The sequence below is a fragment of the Martinezella rhizogenes genome (assembly GCF_027460065.1).
Taxonomy (GTDB): Bacteria; Pseudomonadota; Alphaproteobacteria; order Rhizobiales; family Rhizobiaceae; genus Agrobacterium; species Agrobacterium rhizogenes_C.
Genome location: NZ_JAPYZZ010000006.1, coordinates 227,717 through 246,233 on the forward strand (window position 1 = coordinate 227,717; position 18,517 = coordinate 246,233).

Consider the following 18,517-nt stretch of genomic DNA (forward strand, 5'->3'; position numbering starts at 1 on the left):
AAATGGTCGCCAACCTCCGGGTCCGGAGAAACACCGCCAAAATTGTCGACAGAAAATGACTCCGAGAAACCAAAGCCGCCTCGGCCTAAGCACTGGCATACACGCCGTTCTTTATATCGTAAACTACAGGGTCATATCCGCGCGAACAACGGTTGTGATTACCGCGCTATAGCCCTGGTTCCGCTTTCCTGAGAAATTGTTTTGCCGCTCTACGTTTTGATCTTCGTCCGAATCGCATAAGCCATGGTCCTTGAGGATATAGGCTTGGGCAGGAAAAGCGCGGTCGTCATGTCGTCTCTCGAAAGTGACATTTTTAAATCATTGCCGCCAATAATGATGGACGACGTGTTAAACGCTGCATGCAAGGCAGGAGCACTGTGATTGTTGGGAAGAGACGATTGGTCAACGAGAACCAGATCGGCTTGTTTGCCTTTTGAAATCCAATCGCAAAGTTCTTTAAACGTCTTAAAACCCACCGGCTCGTAGCCGAGGGCGGCGATCTTGTCTTCGCACTGTTCTCGCGAGACGGGATCGGGCTCAACTAGCGCCACAATCTCTCCGCTGCCACGCGGTGTTTTAGAGCAGCCAAAAAAAGTGTCCGGGCTGATGGGTTGCTTCGAGCAGGGGGGCAGATAAATGTCAAAGCACGTCCCTCTCCCAATGGTTGAAGTTACGTCGATGTACCCTGCAAGCCCGCTGACGTGGCCGTGCACGGCGGCGAGACCCAGCCCAGTGCCGCCGCTACGAGCCCGTGTTGTAAAGAAAGGCTCAAAAATGTGAGGAAGCGCAGCCTCGGCAATGCCTTCACCGTTGTCGCTGACAGAAAGGAGAACATAGTCGCCGGCTGGCATAACACCATGCGCCAGAATTTTTTGTCGAGACACAAAAATTCGGCCAACGGTGATCTCGATTCGGCCGTCAGCGGTAAACGCCTGGGAAGCGTTCTTACAAAGGTTCATAAGTATTTGCTGGATCTCTAGCGGGCTTCCTTCAATCACGCTCTTCTTGTCGTCAAACTTGAAATTCAGCTCGATGTTGCGTTGTAACGCCACCCGCAATAGGGGAGCAATTTCCATCACGAGTTCGGAGACACTGAATGGCTCTGTCACGCGCTCCAGTTTTCGGCTTAACGCCAAGATCTGATCGATAATCAGCCTAGCTCTGTCGCCCGACGAAATAATATAGTCAATGTATCTTCGGGTGATAGATGATCGAGGCACCGTGTTTTGCGCCATTTCAGCGTGCCCGAGGATTGCCCCTAAAATATTATTGAATTCATGCGCTATTCCACCGGCGAGTGTGCCAACTGCCTGAAGGCGTTCCGCATGCTCCAGTCGCCTCTCCAGAATATCGCATTCGGTCTGCTTGCGGCGGACATCGATATAATGGCAGAGGCAGGCGGTCGCGAGCTCAAGAAGCTGGATTTCACCCGGGCAAGGTCGCAGACGATAGCTTTGGTAACTTAGCGAACAAATCGCTATCAAGTGATCCGTGGATTTGTGTGCCAACAGTATCGAAAGGCCTGGAATCTCTGGAGAAACGCAGCCGACCTTTCGAGTTGACATGATGCGGAACACTGACGCACGTTCGTCCGCTTTGGCAAAAGAGACCATTTCGCGTAACGCCACGTCCTCCCAGACGGGCTCAGGCACCTTGGCAGCGAAACTCTCGACAGCCCATCTGTCCCCATGGTTCACCAAGGCTAACGCACACGAATCGGCATTAAAGAAGCGCTGAATAATTCCAAGCGCAGCTTGCGCGGACGAAGCAGTCGCCCCACCGCCTTCAAAACAAGCGCCAATCTCTTTGATCAGCTCTTCGTAATCCAAACGCCGCGCCAACCAATCCGTTTTCCGGCGCAGCCTATAGACTAGTGAGATGATGTAGATGCAAAGGCCCACTGAAACAGAACCCAAGAAGATTCGTGCCCGCTGCTCTCTCACACTTTGTAAGCTATAGGCCTCCAAACACTTGCGCTGCAACCTTTCGGCAATTTCAGCGGTGTCAGACGTCTGAATCATTTTTACTGCATCGTTTACCCGGGGCAAAAGCGATAAAATGATGCGACCCTCACGTATCAGTATACGCGCAGGAGCTTCGTCCCCGCCGCGAGTTTTTTGGAGCTCGTCGAATTCGTGACTGATTTCCAATGAAAGAGCCGGGCTTGGCTGACGCATGAACTGCAGCATCAGACTACCTAATTCGATCGGATTTTCAGCCGTCTGATCCGTCGACCGCATTCTGGCAAGAATATTCAACGCACGAGTGAAGCTGGCAAGCGAATCTTGCAGGAGCACGTTCTGCGCTCCGAAGGCTGCGACGGCCGCGTCGGTCGTATCCACCGACACCTTTAACTGATCTAGCAGTTGAGAGAAATCGTTGCCGCTCACAAGATGGGATTGTTTGAATAGTCGCTTCAAATTTTCCAGGTTCTTCCGCAAAGCTCCCAACCTGGTGAGAATGGGCCGGTAGTTCCCCACCATACCAGCGTGAGCGCGGAGCACATCCCGCTGCAGTGAGGCACTGTCGATGTTAATTGCTCGCAATTGGGTCAGTATTGCCCGATTGGTTTCATTGTCCTGCCAGGACCCAATCGCCACCAAGGCAAAGATCATTGCGGCAACTATTAGGGCAAGGATAGACCAAGGCTTGGCGCCTGGCCTGAAATCCTGCCGGGTCGGCGAATACCTTCCATCCATCCGCACTTTTCCTCGCGCCAACGCTCTGTCCCACTCCGGTGGCGCTTAGGCCGCACGGTAGGCTTTGTAAATGGGCTTGAAATCACAAACGTCGACTCAGTTTGTTTCAATTGAAATACAACGTTAGCCATGGCGTCTCCCGGTTGCCGAGTTTTTTGCCGCGGTTTGCATCGAGAAGAATGAAATCGTCGACATATCCGAAGTGGCTGATCATCCGTCGACAGGGCGAGTTGCTGTGCTAGAAACGGCGAGTGCTGCCGTCACGGGCGCCGCGGAGATTAAGTGTGTGTTCGTACCGCCTCAAAGGCTGTCGTCTATGAAAAGAACCTAGTCATCAGCGATATTTGAGACGTAACGGGCTAATTCATATGCATATCCATGAAATATCCTTCAGCGGCATTTTTCGTTTTAGGTCACCGCGCAAAACTGCAGCACGAACGTCGGGTGCTGACTGCACATCGCGCGACTGATGTGCCGTCCCTGGTCAAATCGCCTATCTGCTTTTCGACGTTGCGCTAACGGGATCCGCTGCAATCGCCAAAAGCTGGTGTCCCGCCGCAACTCCGCGATTTTCCACTAAGACAAGGGATCGAAGCTCCCATATCCACATAAGTCGACAACGTCAGAAATGCGCAATTACAAATGTAGCGAAATATGGCTTCAGCCGATCACGTCCAGCTGGTAGACCCTTCGAAGTAAAGCGTCGAAATCCGGATTATAAAATCTGATTTTGACTAAATATATATTCCAGTAAATCTACATGGGGCGTACATGTTACTCTATCTCATCTATGGACCGACCTGCAGCGGCAAAACGGACATGGCGATCCAAATCGCGCAAGAAACCGGGTGGCCGGTGGTTGCACTTGATCGTGTGCAGTGCTGTCCTCAAATTGCTACTGGTAGCGGAAGGCCTCTGGCATCGGAATTGCAATCCACGCAGCGGATATATCTGGATTCACGCCCTCTTACCGAAGGCATCATTGACGCTGAAAGCGCCCATCGCCGGCTCATATTGGAAGTGGATTGGCAGAAGTCAGAAGAGGGTCTCATTTTAGAGGGCGGCTCGATTTCGCTTCTCAATTGTATGGCCAAAAGCCCGTATTGGAAGTCTGATTTTCAATGGCACGTTAAGCGGTTGCGCCTCGGGGATCCGGAGACCTTTCTGGCGAGAGCCAAGCTTCGTGTTTCGGAAATGTTTGCCATCAGGGAAGATCGGCCATCGTTGTTGGAGGAATTGGCGGAACTCTGGAATTACCGTAAGCATCCGAGCTGAACCGTCTTGCGCATTTGGGATGAGTTTTAGGAATTTGTCTGCTTGTCGAAGCGAGGACAAGGAGTAGATCGCGATGGAAATTTCGATTGTTGGCGGATGGGGACCGGCCGGGGCGATAAGTGTGTGCTGCAGAAGCGCACTGTCTATATTGACGTCTCTATAGACGGTGTGCGCCATGGAGTTTTTCAAGGATAGCGAACCCTCGGTCAGCCGCATGGAGATCGTGGATACGGGTAGCCGTCGTCGGTTTAGCGATGCGGCCAAGATTGCGATTGTAGCGGAGAGTTATCGGGGCAGGAACGGCGTGACGGGGACTGCCCGCCGTCACTGCATTACACGTTATCAGTTATACGGCTGGCGCAAAGCCTTTGAAGAGGGGCGGCTCAGGGGCACGGAAGAGGTGAGCGGGTTTGTGCCGGCGCTTGTCGCGCCGGAAGCCATGCCGGTTGCTGCCGCAATGGTGCGACAGGACGCGCCGTCGCCGCCGTCAGGATCAAGCATTAGCCGGATGGAGGTCGTGAGCACGAACGGCCGGCGGGTGATCGTGGATTGGAATGGTGAGGTAGATAGGCTGCTTCAGATCGTGCGCGGGCTGGAGGCGCTTTGATGAATCCGTTTCCGATGGGCACGGGCATACGGGTTTGGCTTGCGACGGGCTATACCGACATGCGGTGCGGCTTTCCGTCCTTGGCCTTGCGGGTGCAGGAGGTCTTGAAGCACGATCCGTTCGGAGGCCATCTTTTTTGCTTCCGAGGGAAACGGGGCGATATGATCAAGGTCGTTTGGCACGACGGCTTGGGCGCCTGCCTGTTCACGCGACGGCTGGAAAAAGGCCGGTTCATCTGGCCGGCTGTGGAAGGAGGAGCGGTGTCAATCACGCCAGCGCAGATGTCTTATTTGCTGTCCGGTATCGACTGGAGAAACCCGCAGGAAACGTGGCGTCCGACGCGGATTGGATGACGCTTCACCATTGAAAATACTGAGGAAAAATGCTTTGATCTCGTCATGGGATCAAAGCCGTTCGCTCTTCCGTCTGACCTTGCAAGTGCCCAGGCTGCGCTGCTGGCTGAACGCGAAGCATTGCGCTGTGAACGCGAGGCCCGGCAGCGGGCTGAGGCCGAGCGTGACATGGCTGTAGCGGACTCCGCCCATGCGAAAGCCAGGCTGTCCGACATCGAAGCGCAGATCGCGCATTTGCAGTTGCTGATCGAGAAACTGAAACGCGAGAAGCACGGGGCGAAGCGAGAGCGCACGGCGCGGCTAATCGAGCAGATGGAATTGCAGCTCGAAGAGCTGATGATCAAAGCGGCCGAAGATGAGGTGGCGGCAGAGGACGCAGCGGCCAAAACCCAGACCGTGCATTCGTTCACACGCAAACGGCCGGTCCGCAAGCCATGGCCGGAGGATATCGAGCGCGAGCGTGTCGTCATCGACGCGCCGAGCACTTGCGGCCATTGCGGCGGCGAGCGGCTGTCAAAGCTGGGGGAGGATATCACCGAGACGCTGGAGGAAATTCCGCGCCGGTTCAAGGTGATCGAGACGGTGCGGGAGAAATTTACTTGCCGGGACTGCGAGGCGATCACCCAGCCGCCGGCACCCTTCCATGCCACGCCGCGCGGCTTTATCGGCGCAAACCTGCTGGCGACGATCGTCTTCGACAAGTTCGGCATGCACATTCCGCTGAACCGCCAGAGCACGCGGTTCAAATGCGAAGGCATCGAACTGTCGACCTCGACGCTGGCCGATCAGACAGGCTATGTCACATCGGCCCTCCAGCCGATCTTCGAGATGATCCGCAACCATGTGTTTGCGGCCGAGCGTCTTCATGCCGACGACACCCGCATTCCTATCCTGGCGAAGGGGAAATGCGTGAACGGGCACATATGGAGCTACGTTCGGGACGACCGGCCATTTGGCGGCAGCGCCCCACCAGCGGCGCTTTACTACGCCTCCAGCGACTGGTCTGGCAAACATCCGCAGGAACACATGGCCCGATACCAGGGCATCCTTCAGGTGGATTGTTACAACGGCTACAATGAGCTCTTCGAGCCGAAGAAAACGGCAAAGCCGATACCGGCGATCCCTGCATATTGTTGGAGCCATAGCAGAAGGAAGTTCTTCGAATTGGCCGACGTGGCAAAGAACGCCCGTAGCAAAACGCCGCGGCCGGTTTACCCGCTCGCTCTCGAGGCCGTTCAGAAGATCGACAGGCTGTTTGAGATCGAGCGCGAGATCAACGGACTGTCGGCAGAGGCCCGCCTCGCAGTACGGCAGGACAAAAGCAGGCCGCTGCTCGATGAATTACGCACCTGGCTCGATGAGCAGCGAAGGGTGTTGTCGCGCTATTCCCCGCTGATCGGGCCGATCGACTATCTGCTGGGCCGCTGGGAAGGTTTTGCCCGCTTCATTGATGACGGCAGAATCTGCATCTCGAACAACGCCGCCGAGCGAAGCCTGCGCGGGATCGCATCTGGAAGAAAATCATGGTTATTCGCCGGCTCTGACCTTGGAGCCGAAAGAGTGGCCGTCATGACCACCCTGATCATGACCGCTCGTCTCAACGACGTCGATCCCAAGGCATGGCTGGCCGATGTCATTGCCCGCATCGCCGACCTGCCAATCAAACGCCTGTCCGAACTCCTCCCCTGGGAGTGGAAAAGACTGCGCGACGAAAACGCCGCGGCCCAGCAGGCGGCCTGACGCTCGAAATCCTCTCTATCTCATCCTACACCCGCGTTCTCCCGCGTACGACAGAAGATCCCGCGTCTCCCCTCGGATGTTTACGCTGCTCATCTTGATATCGATGAACCAGACCAACAACGTCGGCCCCTCCTCGCTCAGACTTGAACCAAGCGTCAGACGCTTTGATTTCTTTTAGTTGCCTGTTTCCCAGCCGATGACGCTTGTCGCCATGCACAAATTCATTCCGCCAGGCGCCAAGCAAGTCCACGATGAGCAAGATTCGTCCGTCGACGGCGTTCGGAAGATAGGATGCTAAAACCCTCAAGCGTTCAGCGACGGTGCGACGCCGTTCGATTTTTGGATCTCTTCGTCCGTTCAAGTCATCATGCAATGCTTCCGGGACCAGCCCAGGCACCCGGCTCGTGACGCGCAGATATTGATCAAGCCCGTCCATCACCGTTACGATTGCGCTCTTGACAGCAAAAGTGCGCATCTCCTCGAAGTCACCAAGACTGTTGGATTTGTGCCAAGACATTTGTAGGTCGGGTGGTTTCACCGGTTCGACGTGTTTGAGCGTCTCGAGTGCGACGATGATCCCGTTCAGGCACCTGGTGGCGTCGCCAACGGATTTTCGTGCGCTGGCGAGACTAGGAGTGACTTCGAACGTAATGATGCGATTGGAACTGCTCACATATGTTATGCCAATTAGAAACTCAAAATTGCATATCGAACAAAACCCAAAATTGCGTGAACATGTGCAGTAAGCTGGTGACAGGGTCGGCCGATAGGTGAGCCCGAAGCTACATTGAACTCAGTTATTTGTGTCTGGTCCAAACCTCGATTTGGCGGGTATAAATGCGTTCGGCCTGGACTGCGGGTCAGTCTGATGCGCCGTGCTGCTCGTCTGTTTTTTTGGGGATCGTTATAAGCTTTGTGAATGATTTGCTGCGAATCCGTGTATCATTGTTGTCAACGCGAGCTGACTTCGTCTCAGCGGACTCAAAAAATCGATGGGCTTATGCCGGTTTATCTTGACTATCATTCCCACGCTCCGATGCATCCGGCCGCTCGCGCGGCAACCTTCGAAGCTTATGAACGCTTCGATTCAAACCCGCACTCTACCCACATCCACGGCACGCTAGCCCACGATGCGGTGGAAAACTCCCGTGGACAAGTTGCTCACCTAATCGGAGCTCGTCCTTCAGAGATCGTATTCACCTCTGGTGCCACCGAAGCCAACAACCTCGTCTTTTCAGGCGTACGGGATCTACTGGCTGCTCAAAACAAGAAAAAGGTCGTTATTGGCGCGGTTGAACATCCTTCGGTATTGAAGGCGGCACAAGCGCTTCGCCGTGATGGCTTTGAGGTTGTTTTCCTTCCCGTCCACACGGATGGGCTGATCGATCTCGACGCTGCGGCAGAAATGATTACCACCGACACAGGTATCGTGTCGGTTGCCGCGGCGAACCACGAAGTCGGAGTGCTGCAACCGCTAGCAGCACTGTCTCAGCTAGTTAGGACTCGGGGTGGCTTACTACACTCTGATCTAGCCCAAGCCGCTGGCAAGATCGAAATCGATCTACGTGTTCTCGATCTGGCGAGCATCTCGAGCCATAAGCTGGGTGGTCCAGGGGGTATCGGGGCTCTTTACGTGAGACGGCTTGTTAAGCCGAAGTTGAAACCCAACCTCGCTGGTGGCGGACAGGAGGCGGGACTGCGATCCGGCACTCTCCCCACCCCCTTGTGTGTCGGATTCGGCGTCGCCTGTGAGCTTTCCGCGGATGAGATGGCGGAAACCAGCGCTCGCGTGCGTCGTATGCGTGACTCTCTTTTGACCGAACTGCTTGCGATATCCGGATCAAGGTTGAATGGATCGGCGACGGCCCGTCTTCCGGGTAATATCAACATTTCATTCGAGGATGTGGATGGTGAGGCGCTGGCGTATCACCTTCAGCAGTCAGTGTCGGTTTCGACGGGATCGACATGCAGCTCGAAATCGCTAGAGCCCTCGCCTGTATTGCTTGCGATGGGGCTGCCGAGACAGGTGGCGGAGTCGGCCATTCGCATTGGACTTGGACCTCTTACAACGGAAGAAGATATCGAGATTGCAACACGGGCTATCACGGCCAGCGTCAGTGAGTTGCGATCCATTCGGAGACGAGCATGAACATCGTAGTCAACCCTGCGAATACCCAGGCTGCAGCGGAGCCTGGTCTGGCAGTTAAACTAAAATCGGTGCTCGCTGATCTCCGCGATGAATACGTGCAGCCGCATTCCACCCCATGGATTATCGGCTTCTCCGGTGGTAAGGACAGCACACTGCTGGCCCAGCTTGTTTTCGAGATGCTGTTGGCCCTGCCGCCCCGGCTTCGCACGAGGCGTGTTCATGTGGTGGCAAACGACACGCTTGTCGAATCTCCGGTTATTGCGAGCCACCTCCAGTCTGTGTTGGATCGGATCGCAAGCTCGATCGACGCGTTGCGGCTCCCAGTCACTGTCGCGAAGACGGTGCCGGATATCGACCATACTTTTTGGGTGAATCTCATCGGGCGCGGTTATCCTTCGCCAAGCAGGATGTTTCGCTGGTGCACCGATCGGATGAAGATAATTCCGACCACCGAGTACATCCAGAATCAGGTCGACAAGTCAGGACAGGCCATCCTGCTGCTCGGGGTGAGACGAGCCGAATCGTCCCAGAGAGCACGCAGCGTCGAACGCTATGAAAACGGAGAGCGCCTGAACGCTCATAACAGCCTGAAAAACTGCTATGTATATAAGCCGATCGTTGAGCTAACCACTGAAGAGGTATGGCAGACCTTGTTGCAGTCGAGCCCGCCCTGGGGCGGTACTCATCGCGAACTGGTGACCATGTATCGAAACGCGGGTGCAGGCGAGTGCCCACTCGTCACCGACAAGAGCGAAGCGCCGTCTTGCGGGACGAGTTCCTCCCGGTTTGGCTGCTGGACATGTACAGTAGTCGAAAAAGACAAAAGCGCGGAATCGTTCATTGAATCCGGTTATGGAGATCTTGAGCCCCTTCTCGAATTCCGGGACTGGCTTAAAGAAATCCGCGAAGACGGCTCGATGAGAATGGCTACCCGCCGCAATGGAAAGCTGAATTTTGTCGCAGATGGTCGTCTGATCCCGGGTCCCTTTACGCTGGACGCAAGGCGACAAATCCTTGATAAGCTAGTCGCCATGCAGGAGGAGGTTTCCCTGGCACTGATAAGTGACGAGGAAATCGCCGCCATCAAAAGAATATGGGCAGAAGATCTCTCCAATCTTTCTGCCTAGAACGGCGCGAGATCGCATGGCTAGAGTATATGAGTAACAGTCTGGAACAATTACTGGAAGCCAAATCCATGCTTGGCTCCCATAAGAACCGTCGACGGCTTTTTCTTCGCTTTGACAGCATTTTCGCTTCGGCCACAATCGAGCCAGAGGAGCTCAGGAACCAGATAGCGGCGGTACACGATGGCCTGCGGCGTAGATGCCAGTTCAAGCGCATCAAGATGTCCAACTGGAAGGCCTTCGATGCCGCAGACCTCGAGTTCCCGACAACGGCTTCCGACCGTCCGATCGTCCTGATAGGTGGCAACAACGGGAACGGCAAGACGAGCATTCTCGATGCTCTCATCGCCGGGTTGTACGGCGCGGGGAGCTTCGTCGACGGTGGTCGCGGGTCCGCCCAGGCGTCTGAAGTCGTCCGGCGGGCGGAATACCGCAATTTTATTGAGCGGGCGTTCCATAAGCCAGCTTACGATCGCGGCGAGAGGATATCGTCCGTGGTCGTGGAACTCTCGACACCCAATGGTCAGATGGAGGTCGAACGACGCTGGTACTTCGATGATGATGGCCAGTTATTCGAGGATGACGAAGAGGTGGTAATCCGCCTTGGCGAAGACCGCGATATCGTGGCGGTTCCCCAGGATGAAGACCCGATATCTTTCTACGATAGCCTCATCGCCTCGATCGTCGCTCCCGCCAGCATGATCCCGTTTTTTCTGTTCGATGGCGAGCGCGTCGTAGAGCTTGGCCGAAAGGACGTCAGAGAACAGGTCAGGATTGGGATCGAGAGCGCTTTGGGGATTTCGTCGCTCAAGCGTTTGGCTGCCGACCTTTCCGACTATGTGAAAGATCGCTCTCGCGATCTCGTCGACGAGGACGTCGACGCGGAGCTACGCCTGGATGTTACCAGACTTGAAGAAAGGCAGGCTGAGTGCATACGCGACCGAGATGCCATAGAAGCGAAGGCTGCGGCCCTCAAACAGCGACGTGACACGATCGTTCACGACATGGGCGCACTTACGAACCACAGCTTCAAGGACAGGCACGAAACGCTCGAAGCTAAACATAATGCGAATCAGCAGCTGGCCGTGCTGCGGAGCGAGATGGCCGCAACCGCCTCGCGGCTTCTTCCGTACCTGCTTCTCGGTCGGCCGTTGATGAAGAAAACGGTCAGTGCACTGGAGAAGGCCGCCAGCAGCCGCGTTATCGACGCCAATCCGTCGGAGCTTGCACTCGAAAACCTTTTGAAAGCCCTCGATCAGATCGAGCCCAAGGTCGATCTCGCTACGGGCAGCATGATAAGGGAGAGAGTGCGATCAGCTTGGTCACTTTCGCGCCCCGCGAATGTCGCTGATCAATCCCGCCACAAATATCTCGATCGATACGATGTCGAACGCGTTATCCAGGGTCTCGGGCAAGGCGTTCAAGACGCAAAGGCACAACTACCGGAATTTATCCGGCGGGCAAAAGAGCTTGGTCAGATTGTAAAAGATTGCGACGAATCACTCCAGTTCGAAGAAGGCATCGAATCCGCCAGAAGCCGCTACTCAGCAGTACTCCGTGAGATAAACGGCGAACTCGAGGCGGTAGAAAGAAAGCAACGCGAGAATGCGCAGCAGCTGTGGCATCTCGAGAATGAGCTCGCGGCGAAGCGGACAAACCTGGAACGGAGGTTGATTCAGCGCCGTGGGACAGCTGCTGGGTTGCCCGTTGTGGACGCAGCGACCAGCTTGCGCATCGCAATCCTGAAAGCGATCGACCAGATCGTGCCTGAATATTATGCTGCCTTGGCCGAAAAGGTTTCTTCGAACTACCGCCAACTCGCACACAAATCCATTATCCAGCGAATAGAAATCAACGAAGACGGCTCGGTCAGGATTTTTGATGCGGCAGGGGCCGATATCAGCCAAGCAGAGGCTTCTGCGGGCGAGAACCAGATATTCGCGACATCGCTGATTTCCGCCGTCGGAGGACTGGTTGGATCACAGCTTCCGCTGGTCATCGATACGCCGCTCGGCCGTCTCGACACCGGACATCGGGAGCGTGTGCTCGACTTTTTCAAAAATGGTGGAAGCCAGGTCATCATCCTCTCTCAGCCCGAGGAAGTCGGCGGACGATACTACGACCAGATAGCGGATAGCATATCCGCCGAATACACACTTTCATACAGGTCAAACGACGGCCTACTCGGCAGCACCGTACTTGAAGACGGCTATTTCAGGCAGAGGGCGGCATGAGCATGGTGCGTTATCCATTACAGCTTGGCGACATAGCGCGAGCCGATTTCCGTACATCTCTCCCAGCAGATCACGAGAACAGCCGCTTTCAGCGGGAGTGGGGCTTCGCGTTTCGCTATCAGCCAGCTCGGCTGGCGATAGCGGCCTCGCTTTCTGATCCGACGCCCCCCTCTACGCATATCGAGGCCTATGGCAAGCCCATCAAGGGTGACACGTTGTTCGGCCAGGACGAAAGTGACCTCGCCGCATGGATCGCTTTGATCGTCGAACATTCTGGAGAGGACGAACTTTCGCGCCGCGAGTTTCAAGACTTGGTGGCCCAACACTGGGCGAGGGGGCTGGACATGCTCGAGCGAAAGCTGAATAAAGTCGAAGGTGGGATCGTGGGAGTGGTAGAAAATCTGCTCGCAACACATCCGTAACCCAATAAAGTTATACACTTTTTGAAAGACGTCGATTATAAGTTGCATCACGGTGGACGATGCGAAATCAAGAACTCAGGTCATCAATTGTAAGAGAAGTTTGCGATCGTTCGGGTCTAGATGCGGAACTGATATTCCGCTTGCTGGGCCTCGAGACGAGGCACCGCGACCTTCTCGCTTGGGGTGCGCGCCCGAATCTTCGCCGCGACATAATGGCGATTTTCGAAGAAGAGTTCGAAAAGCGGCGGGCCGAGAATAAATGAAATTCACCCGCGTAAGGCTACAGAATATTTTCGCCTACCATGGCACAATAAATTTCGATTTCTCCGTCACCAGCCAATCGCGCAATGTCGTGCTTATCTGGGGCCGCAATGGCATGGGGAAGACGAGCTTCCTGAATGCCGTGAAACTCCTGTTCACGGGAATTGCGGAAAAACCGTTTCGGACAGTGGGGTTCCCACCTGTCGCTCTTAACGAGAAACAGTATCTGCTTGGAGATGGTGCTCGTTGGTCTGGCCTGATCAACCGCAGCGCAAGGCGAAAGGCCGCCGTTCTGAAAGAGACGGTAGAAACCTTCGTCGAGATTACTTGGACTGACCAGGATGAGAGGGTATTCACCGCGCAGCGTTGGTGGCAGACTGAGGGGGACAACACGACATCCGGCGTCTACGTCGATTTCGACGGCAATAGAATGGCAGGCGACCCGGCGGAGGATTTTCTCGAAGAGACGCTGCCCCGCGATCTCGTCAAGTTTTTCTTTTTTGACGGGGAAGATATTAAGAGCATCGCGGAATCTTCTGGTACCCTACAAAAGGACATCAACCTCCTTCTGCAGCTAACCTTCGTTGAAGAACTCGCGGAGGAAGTCCGAAAGGTCGCGGACGAACGGCGTCTTCGAGGAATGCAGACAGAGCTCCGACGCAAAGTCGATGACGCCCTAGCCTCTCAGCGGAGCATCGAGACGTCGATCTTCGAGCTCGAAGAACAGCTTGTCGCCATCGACGACACCCTGACATCGGATGGCCTTGATCTGCGCAGGCTGGAAATTCGTCGGGCAAATCTTAGCTCAGGCGCGTCAGAACTCCAGCGCGAAGCGCTTGAAGCACAGCTGAAGAAGTTGAACAAACAGCTTGAGAGCTGCGTCGGGGAGATTTCGACAGAGCTGCCGCTCGATATTCCGCTGGTGGCGAACTTGCGAATACTCAAACGTGTACGCGATGAGGTCGAGGCCCGCATCGCGGCTGGCGGATCTGCCGAAGCCAACTTTGTGAGGCAGGTAGACGCGCAGCTCCCAAGCTGGGTCGCAGAAGCCGCGCCAGATATGGCCCCGGAGGATGTTGCCGGCGTTGCTCGATATCTTTCCGGAAAGCTCAACGGTGCCCTCAGCATCTCGAACGCTGGCCCCGGGGCATTCCCGGCGGCGGATGTGTTCCGGATAGAGAAAATGCGACGAGTGGTGGAATATTGGAGTGCCGCCGGTAGCGAGCGGCAGGACAAATATGTCCGCCTGCTTCAGCTTGCTGCCCAGACGAAGACGGAACTGACCGAGGTTACAGAGGCGCTTCTAAAACTAGAAGTTGGCGCTCAAGGTAATCTTGAGGAATATCGCGAAGTCATAAATAAAATCGAGGAGCTCCGAGGCAAGGAAGCGCGCCTGAACCAGCAGAAAGGGGTCTCAACGACCAAGCTGGCGGAATTGAAGCAGCAGCGTATCGACATTGCAGAGACGATCATTCGCCTACAGGCGAGCCAAAACCAAGCTACAACGGAAATGGAAGAGAGTAGGTTTGCGTCGAGTATTTCCAAGGCACTGAACGAAATTGCCCTGAAGCTGAAAGACGCTACGCGCGTTGAGCTAGAGGAATTGCTTAATGACAGGTTCCGCAGGATTATATCCCATCCCCTGATCAAACGGATCGGCATCGACGACACCTATGTGCTCACTTTCTACGAGGAGAGCGGAAGAGCGATTGGCCGCACGAGCCTTTCAAGTGGTATGAAGCAGTTGGCTGCGACGGCATTGCTTTGGGCAATGAAGGACAGCGCCGATCGGGACATACCCGTGATAATCGACACCCCTCTCGGCCGCATCGACCGCGAAAATCAAGATCATCTACTCAAGGCGTACTATCCTGCGCTGGCTAGGCAGGTCATCATCCTTCCCACCAACGCCGAAATCGACGGCCGGAAGCGAGCCCTTCTGGAGCCGCGAGTGGCCGAACATTATTTGATCGAAAATAGCACCGGCGACGCGGCAGAGGTGCAAAGGGGCCAGGCCCTCGTGGAGCTCGTCTAATGGTTTCGCGTATTCACCTTACAAAGGACGAACGGACGATAATTGAGCGCGTTTCCCAGGGATGGAGACAGAAGCTCGATCAGTGGACGATTGCGCGCCTGGCATTGGCCCGTTCGCTACAAATGATCGAAGCGCCCTCGCCGGAGCTTTACCCACCTCTCTCGGGACAGCGCGGCGGTGTCGAGTTGCACCCAATGCAGCTCATCGGCGAAGGTAGGGCTAATGAACTCGAGGATTTCACGGATATCTACTGCGCGATGCTGTCGATCTATGAAGGCATCGACTTATTCCAGGATGAGGATCTCTACCATGCCGCACTTCAGCGGCACGTCAGACGCGGGCTGGCTGTTCTCAATGAGGAGTGGCGCGATCAGTCGGATTTAAACCGCTATATCCTCGACGAAATTCTTGTCGATAGGGTCAAGGAAGCAGACAGCGGAGAGACGAGTGACAGTCTCGGCGAGCGTGTGACACGCGCGCTTGGGCAGATCGGGGTGGATGCCAAATTGCAGTCCACGTCCGTCGGCCCGCGCCTAACGCGCTTCAGCTACGAGCTGCCTCTCCTTGACGATTTGGATCGACTGCGTCGTGGGCAGGATAAGATTGGCTTCGCCCTTGGGCTCGGGAATAGGAAGATTGACCTCGCGGTCGGCACCAGCGAGCGGACGGTCGTGCTCGACGTACCCCGCCCATCGACCACTTGGAAAACTGTCAACTGGCCGGACATCGTATCCGCTCTGGACAACCCCTCAGCCTTGAAGATGTCGCTGCCGATTTGCCTTGGAACCAGCGTGCTTGGCGAGCCCCTGATAATCGATCTTGCTGAAGCGCCGCATCTTTTCATCGGCGGCACGACCGGCAGCGGGAAGAGCATGTGCCTTCATTCCATTCTGCTGTCGTTGAACCACAATAAGGTGTCTGCTCCTGAGCTGCTGCTTGTCGACCCGAAGGCTGTAGAATTCGCAGGCTACCGGGGTTTACCCAACTTGATCGGCAAAGAACCCGTGGTAACGCCCGACGACGCCTTCAGGGCGCTTAATGAGCTGGTCGACGAGATGGAGCGACGGCAGACGGTATTCAAAGAACTTGGAGCCCGCGACATCTCGGAGGCTCTCGATAAAGGTGCGCGCCTCAAGAGGATTGTCGCGGTCGTCGACGAACTCGGCGACCTGTTTTTGAACCGCCGCGAGATTGAAATCCCCCTTATCAAGCTGGCTCAGAAGTCTCGCTCGTCAGGAATCCATCTCGTCCTAGCTACTCAGAGGCCCGAGGCCGCCACGTTTCCCGGCCTGCTTCGATCGAACATTCCAAGCCGGATCGCTCTCACCGTACAGAAAAACGCTGAATCGAGGATCATCATCGATGAAGGCGGGGCTGAACAGCTTCTCGGCAAGGGAGACATGCTTGTCAAATTCACAGGACAACAAGTGGTGAGAGGCCATGGAAGCCGGGTTCTTCCATCCGACATCAGCGAAACATTGAGATGAACATGCAAAACCTAACAATATCGGACTGGAAGCTGATCCGCCTTACAGTCGACGAACTCGGGCCATTCCGCAACGGAAAGCGCGAGTTCGACTTTTTTGGGATCGAACCGGGATCATCTGACCCGTATTCGGCAGGTCCCGCAAACATCTTTATGGTCCTGGCAAAGAACGCTTACGGTAAGACGACGGTTCTCGAGTCGATATTCGGCCTCTTCGGCCTGCTAAACGAAAAGCCATGCGGCAGATTCTCCCAATTAGCAGCCGCCGGTCAGGCCCAGGTTGATATCCGGGCCACCTGGACAATCGACGGGGTTTCGCAGGACGTTTTGCTGTCGCTGTGGACGGGCTCTCACGGACCCGTGCGAAGCTGGACGCAGGAAGAACTCGACTCTGTGGCTCAGACCCGTAATTGGGCTGGTCTCGGTGTATCCATGACATCCCAGGGCTTGAGTGTAAGCTCGCAGACGAACGAGCTAGGTGCTCTTTTTTATGATGTGATGCATCGCTCTCTTGGGCAACCGCCGAGTGAACTTTTTGGTCTTTCTCAAAACCTTCCATCTATCCTTTATTTCCCTGCAGACCGACGCGTAGTTGCACCTGTTGAACACTTTTCCGTGACGAGGCCGGATATCTGGGGCTACCAGCCGGCCCAGATTTTCAGCTCCGATGGCCCGGAGTGGGGTACCTCCATCGACAACGTCCTGGTATGGCTTGAATGGCTCGCCGACAGGCGCTCCGACGGCGCGGGTGACCGTCGCGTTGACGATCTCTTGTCGTTCCTGAACGCACTCATCTTTAAAGATGACCCGTCAAAGTCGATAACTCAGCCTCAGCGCGAGGAGTTGAGGACCTACGTGAAAACCCGGTATGGGGCGCATTCGCTAGCAGCTCTCAGCCACGGCGAGCGATCGATGCTCCAGATCCTCGGCCGGACACTGACGCACATGACCTCCAACACGATCATCCTCATCGATGAGATAGAGATACATCTTCATACAAGATGGATGAACCGGATGTTCGAGGCGATGAAAGAGCTTCTACGGAAATACACCGCCCTCACCCTGATATTCACGACGCACAACCGCGAACTGATCCACGTTTTCCAGCACAACGTGAAGGAAGAGGGCCTGGTCAAAGGCGGACATCTGATAGAGAGCGACATCCAGTAATGGCAAACCTGTCTCAGATTTCGGATCCAGCCCAGCTGGATAATATATACATCGGCAAGGTGGTGGTCTACGTCGAAGCCGAGAGTGACGCCAATCTTTTCGGCGTGCTCGTCGGACCGGGGCACGCCGAGCGGATCGAATTTAAGATACCCCCCGAAGGCGGAACGGGCTGCGGCCCCGCAATTGCGCGGGTGAAAAACGAGCGCGTCACCAACAAAAAGGTCTTCGGCTTGATCGATGGCGAAGCGGCCGCCTCCTCGCATCTGGGCTTTGAGAAGATGCTCGAGTGCGTTGAACCGACATTCGTGGTCGATGATCCGGAACTCGATGGTGTTCTGTTCCTGGCAGAACACGAGGCGGAAAATATTCTGTTGAGACATACGGACATCTGTCACTACGTCGTCAAAGACAGGACCCTCGCTGGCATGCATACGAGGTCGGCGGACGATGTTCGCCAGTTGATCAACGGGGTCGTTGACCGCTACTTCTCGAGTGCCGTATGCAAGTATACGAGTGCGCGTCTTCATTCAGCGCAGGCGATTTCCGGCATTCTCGACAGCGGAATGTTTTTCAACGATCTTTCTCGGACCGGGTTTCTCAAGCTGCTCAAGGCTAAGGTTGCCGCCGCCGGCTGCTCTTGGGAGGTTTTTCGAACGGAGTTCAAATCATTGCTTCGGCTGATCAAAGCCCGTTTCGACACTATGGAGGAAGCGCTTAAGTCGGCGGAGCGGAAGCGGCTATCCGACGGAAAGAGCGCGCTTGCTAAGATTCAGAACGTATATGGCGTCAATAAATATTGGGAAGGCCATCTCGCTGATGAATTAGCAAAACTTCCGTACGCGACTGAGTTCAGAGAGAATGTCTTCTCGAGAACCGGACTATAGGTGCTACGATTGACTGAAAATCCAGAAGCAGCAGCGGGTGGTTTTGAAAAGGGTATTTTCGGGCCGTTATTTCTACGG

13 protein-coding genes and 1 pseudogene are annotated in these 18,517 nt (G+C 55.3%); 12 read left to right on the forward strand and 2 right to left on the reverse strand.

Going from position 1 to position 18,517, the window contains the following annotated elements:
- Positions 1 to 209 precede the first annotated feature (209 nt).
- Positions 210 to 2,699 (reverse strand): two-component system sensor kinase VirA, encoded by a 2,490-nt coding sequence (gene virA / locus O8B93_RS12050; protein WP_269710253.1) that lies wholly within the window; start codon positions 2,697 to 2,699, stop codon positions 210 to 212.
- A 771-nt stretch (positions 2,700 to 3,470) separates the two neighbouring features.
- On the opposite strand from virA, the pseudogene tzs reads away from it, so the two are divergent.
- From tzs to tnpC, 4 genes and pseudogenes are all read left to right on the forward strand, one after another.
- Positions 3,471 to 3,956: pseudogene (gene tzs, locus O8B93_RS12055) on the forward strand ((dimethylallyl)adenosine tRNA methylthiotransferase); the annotation flags it as partial.
- A gap of 193 nt (positions 3,957 to 4,149) precedes the next feature.
- Entirely contained in the window at positions 4,150 to 4,581 is a 432-nt protein-coding gene (locus O8B93_RS12060; protein WP_269710254.1) for a transposase, read from the forward strand.
- On the forward strand, positions 4,581 to 4,934 hold the full coding sequence (gene tnpB / locus O8B93_RS12065) for an IS66 family insertion sequence element accessory protein TnpB (RefSeq protein WP_269710255.1): 354 nt from the start codon (positions 4,581 to 4,583) through the stop codon (positions 4,932 to 4,934). The genes O8B93_RS12060 and tnpB overlap by 1 nt, the downstream gene beginning before the upstream one ends.
- Positions 4,935 to 4,979: 45 nt before the next feature.
- Positions 4,980 to 6,674 (forward strand): IS66 family transposase, encoded by a 1,695-nt coding sequence (tnpC, locus tag O8B93_RS12070; protein WP_269710256.1) that lies wholly within the window; start codon positions 4,980 to 4,982, stop codon positions 6,672 to 6,674.
- 25 nt (positions 6,675 to 6,699) lie between these two features.
- Here the strand turns inward: tnpC and O8B93_RS12075 are convergent, their stop codons facing one another.
- Positions 6,700 to 7,347 carry a hypothetical protein gene (locus O8B93_RS12075; RefSeq protein WP_269710257.1) on the reverse strand — a complete coding sequence of 216 codons (648 nt, stop codon included), beginning with the start codon at positions 7,345 to 7,347 and terminating at the stop codon, positions 6,700 to 6,702.
- Positions 7,348 to 7,674: 327 nt separating this feature from the next.
- Here O8B93_RS12075 and O8B93_RS12080 point away from each other — a divergent pair, with 327 nt between their 5' ends.
- The 8 genes from O8B93_RS12080 to O8B93_RS12115 all read left to right on the forward strand — a co-directional run bounded on the left by O8B93_RS12080 (position 7,675) and on the right by O8B93_RS12115 (position 18,439).
- A complete protein-coding gene (locus O8B93_RS12080; RefSeq protein WP_269710258.1) occupies positions 7,675 to 8,823 on the forward strand; it encodes a cysteine desulfurase family protein in 1,149 nt (382 codons plus the stop codon).
- Positions 8,820 to 9,950: a DNA phosphorothioation system sulfurtransferase DndC gene (dndC, locus tag O8B93_RS12085; protein WP_269710259.1), complete on the forward strand. Its 1,131-nt coding sequence runs from the start codon at positions 8,820 to 8,822 to the stop codon at positions 9,948 to 9,950. The genes O8B93_RS12080 and dndC overlap by 4 nt, the downstream gene beginning before the upstream one ends.
- A gap of 29 nt (positions 9,951 to 9,979) precedes the next feature.
- On the forward strand, positions 9,980 to 12,181 hold the full coding sequence (locus O8B93_RS12090) for an AAA family ATPase (RefSeq protein WP_269710260.1): 2,202 nt from the start codon (positions 9,980 to 9,982) through the stop codon (positions 12,179 to 12,181).
- Complete coding sequence (locus O8B93_RS12095) at positions 12,178 to 12,603, forward strand: DndE family protein (protein WP_269710261.1); 426 nt, start codon at positions 12,178 to 12,180, stop codon at positions 12,601 to 12,603. The genes O8B93_RS12090 and O8B93_RS12095 overlap by 4 nt, the downstream gene beginning before the upstream one ends.
- 259 nt (positions 12,604 to 12,862) lie before the next feature.
- A complete protein-coding gene (locus O8B93_RS12100; protein ID WP_269710262.1) occupies positions 12,863 to 14,899 on the forward strand; it encodes an AAA family ATPase in 2,037 nt (678 codons plus the stop codon).
- Positions 14,899 to 16,386 (forward strand): FtsK/SpoIIIE domain-containing protein, encoded by a 1,488-nt coding sequence (locus O8B93_RS12105; RefSeq protein ID WP_269710263.1) that lies wholly within the window; start codon positions 14,899 to 14,901, stop codon positions 16,384 to 16,386. Before O8B93_RS12100 ends, O8B93_RS12105 begins: the two co-directional genes overlap by 1 nt.
- Positions 16,383 to 17,555, forward strand: a complete 1,173-nt coding sequence (locus O8B93_RS12110; RefSeq protein WP_269710264.1) for an AAA family ATPase — start codon at positions 16,383 to 16,385, stop codon at positions 17,553 to 17,555. The genes O8B93_RS12105 and O8B93_RS12110 overlap by 4 nt, the downstream gene beginning before the upstream one ends.
- Positions 17,555 to 18,439 carry a hypothetical protein gene (locus O8B93_RS12115; protein ID WP_269710265.1) on the forward strand — a complete coding sequence of 295 codons (885 nt, stop codon included), beginning with the start codon at positions 17,555 to 17,557 and terminating at the stop codon, positions 18,437 to 18,439. Before O8B93_RS12110 ends, O8B93_RS12115 begins: the two co-directional genes overlap by 1 nt.
- Positions 18,440 to 18,517: the final 78 nt, after the last annotated feature.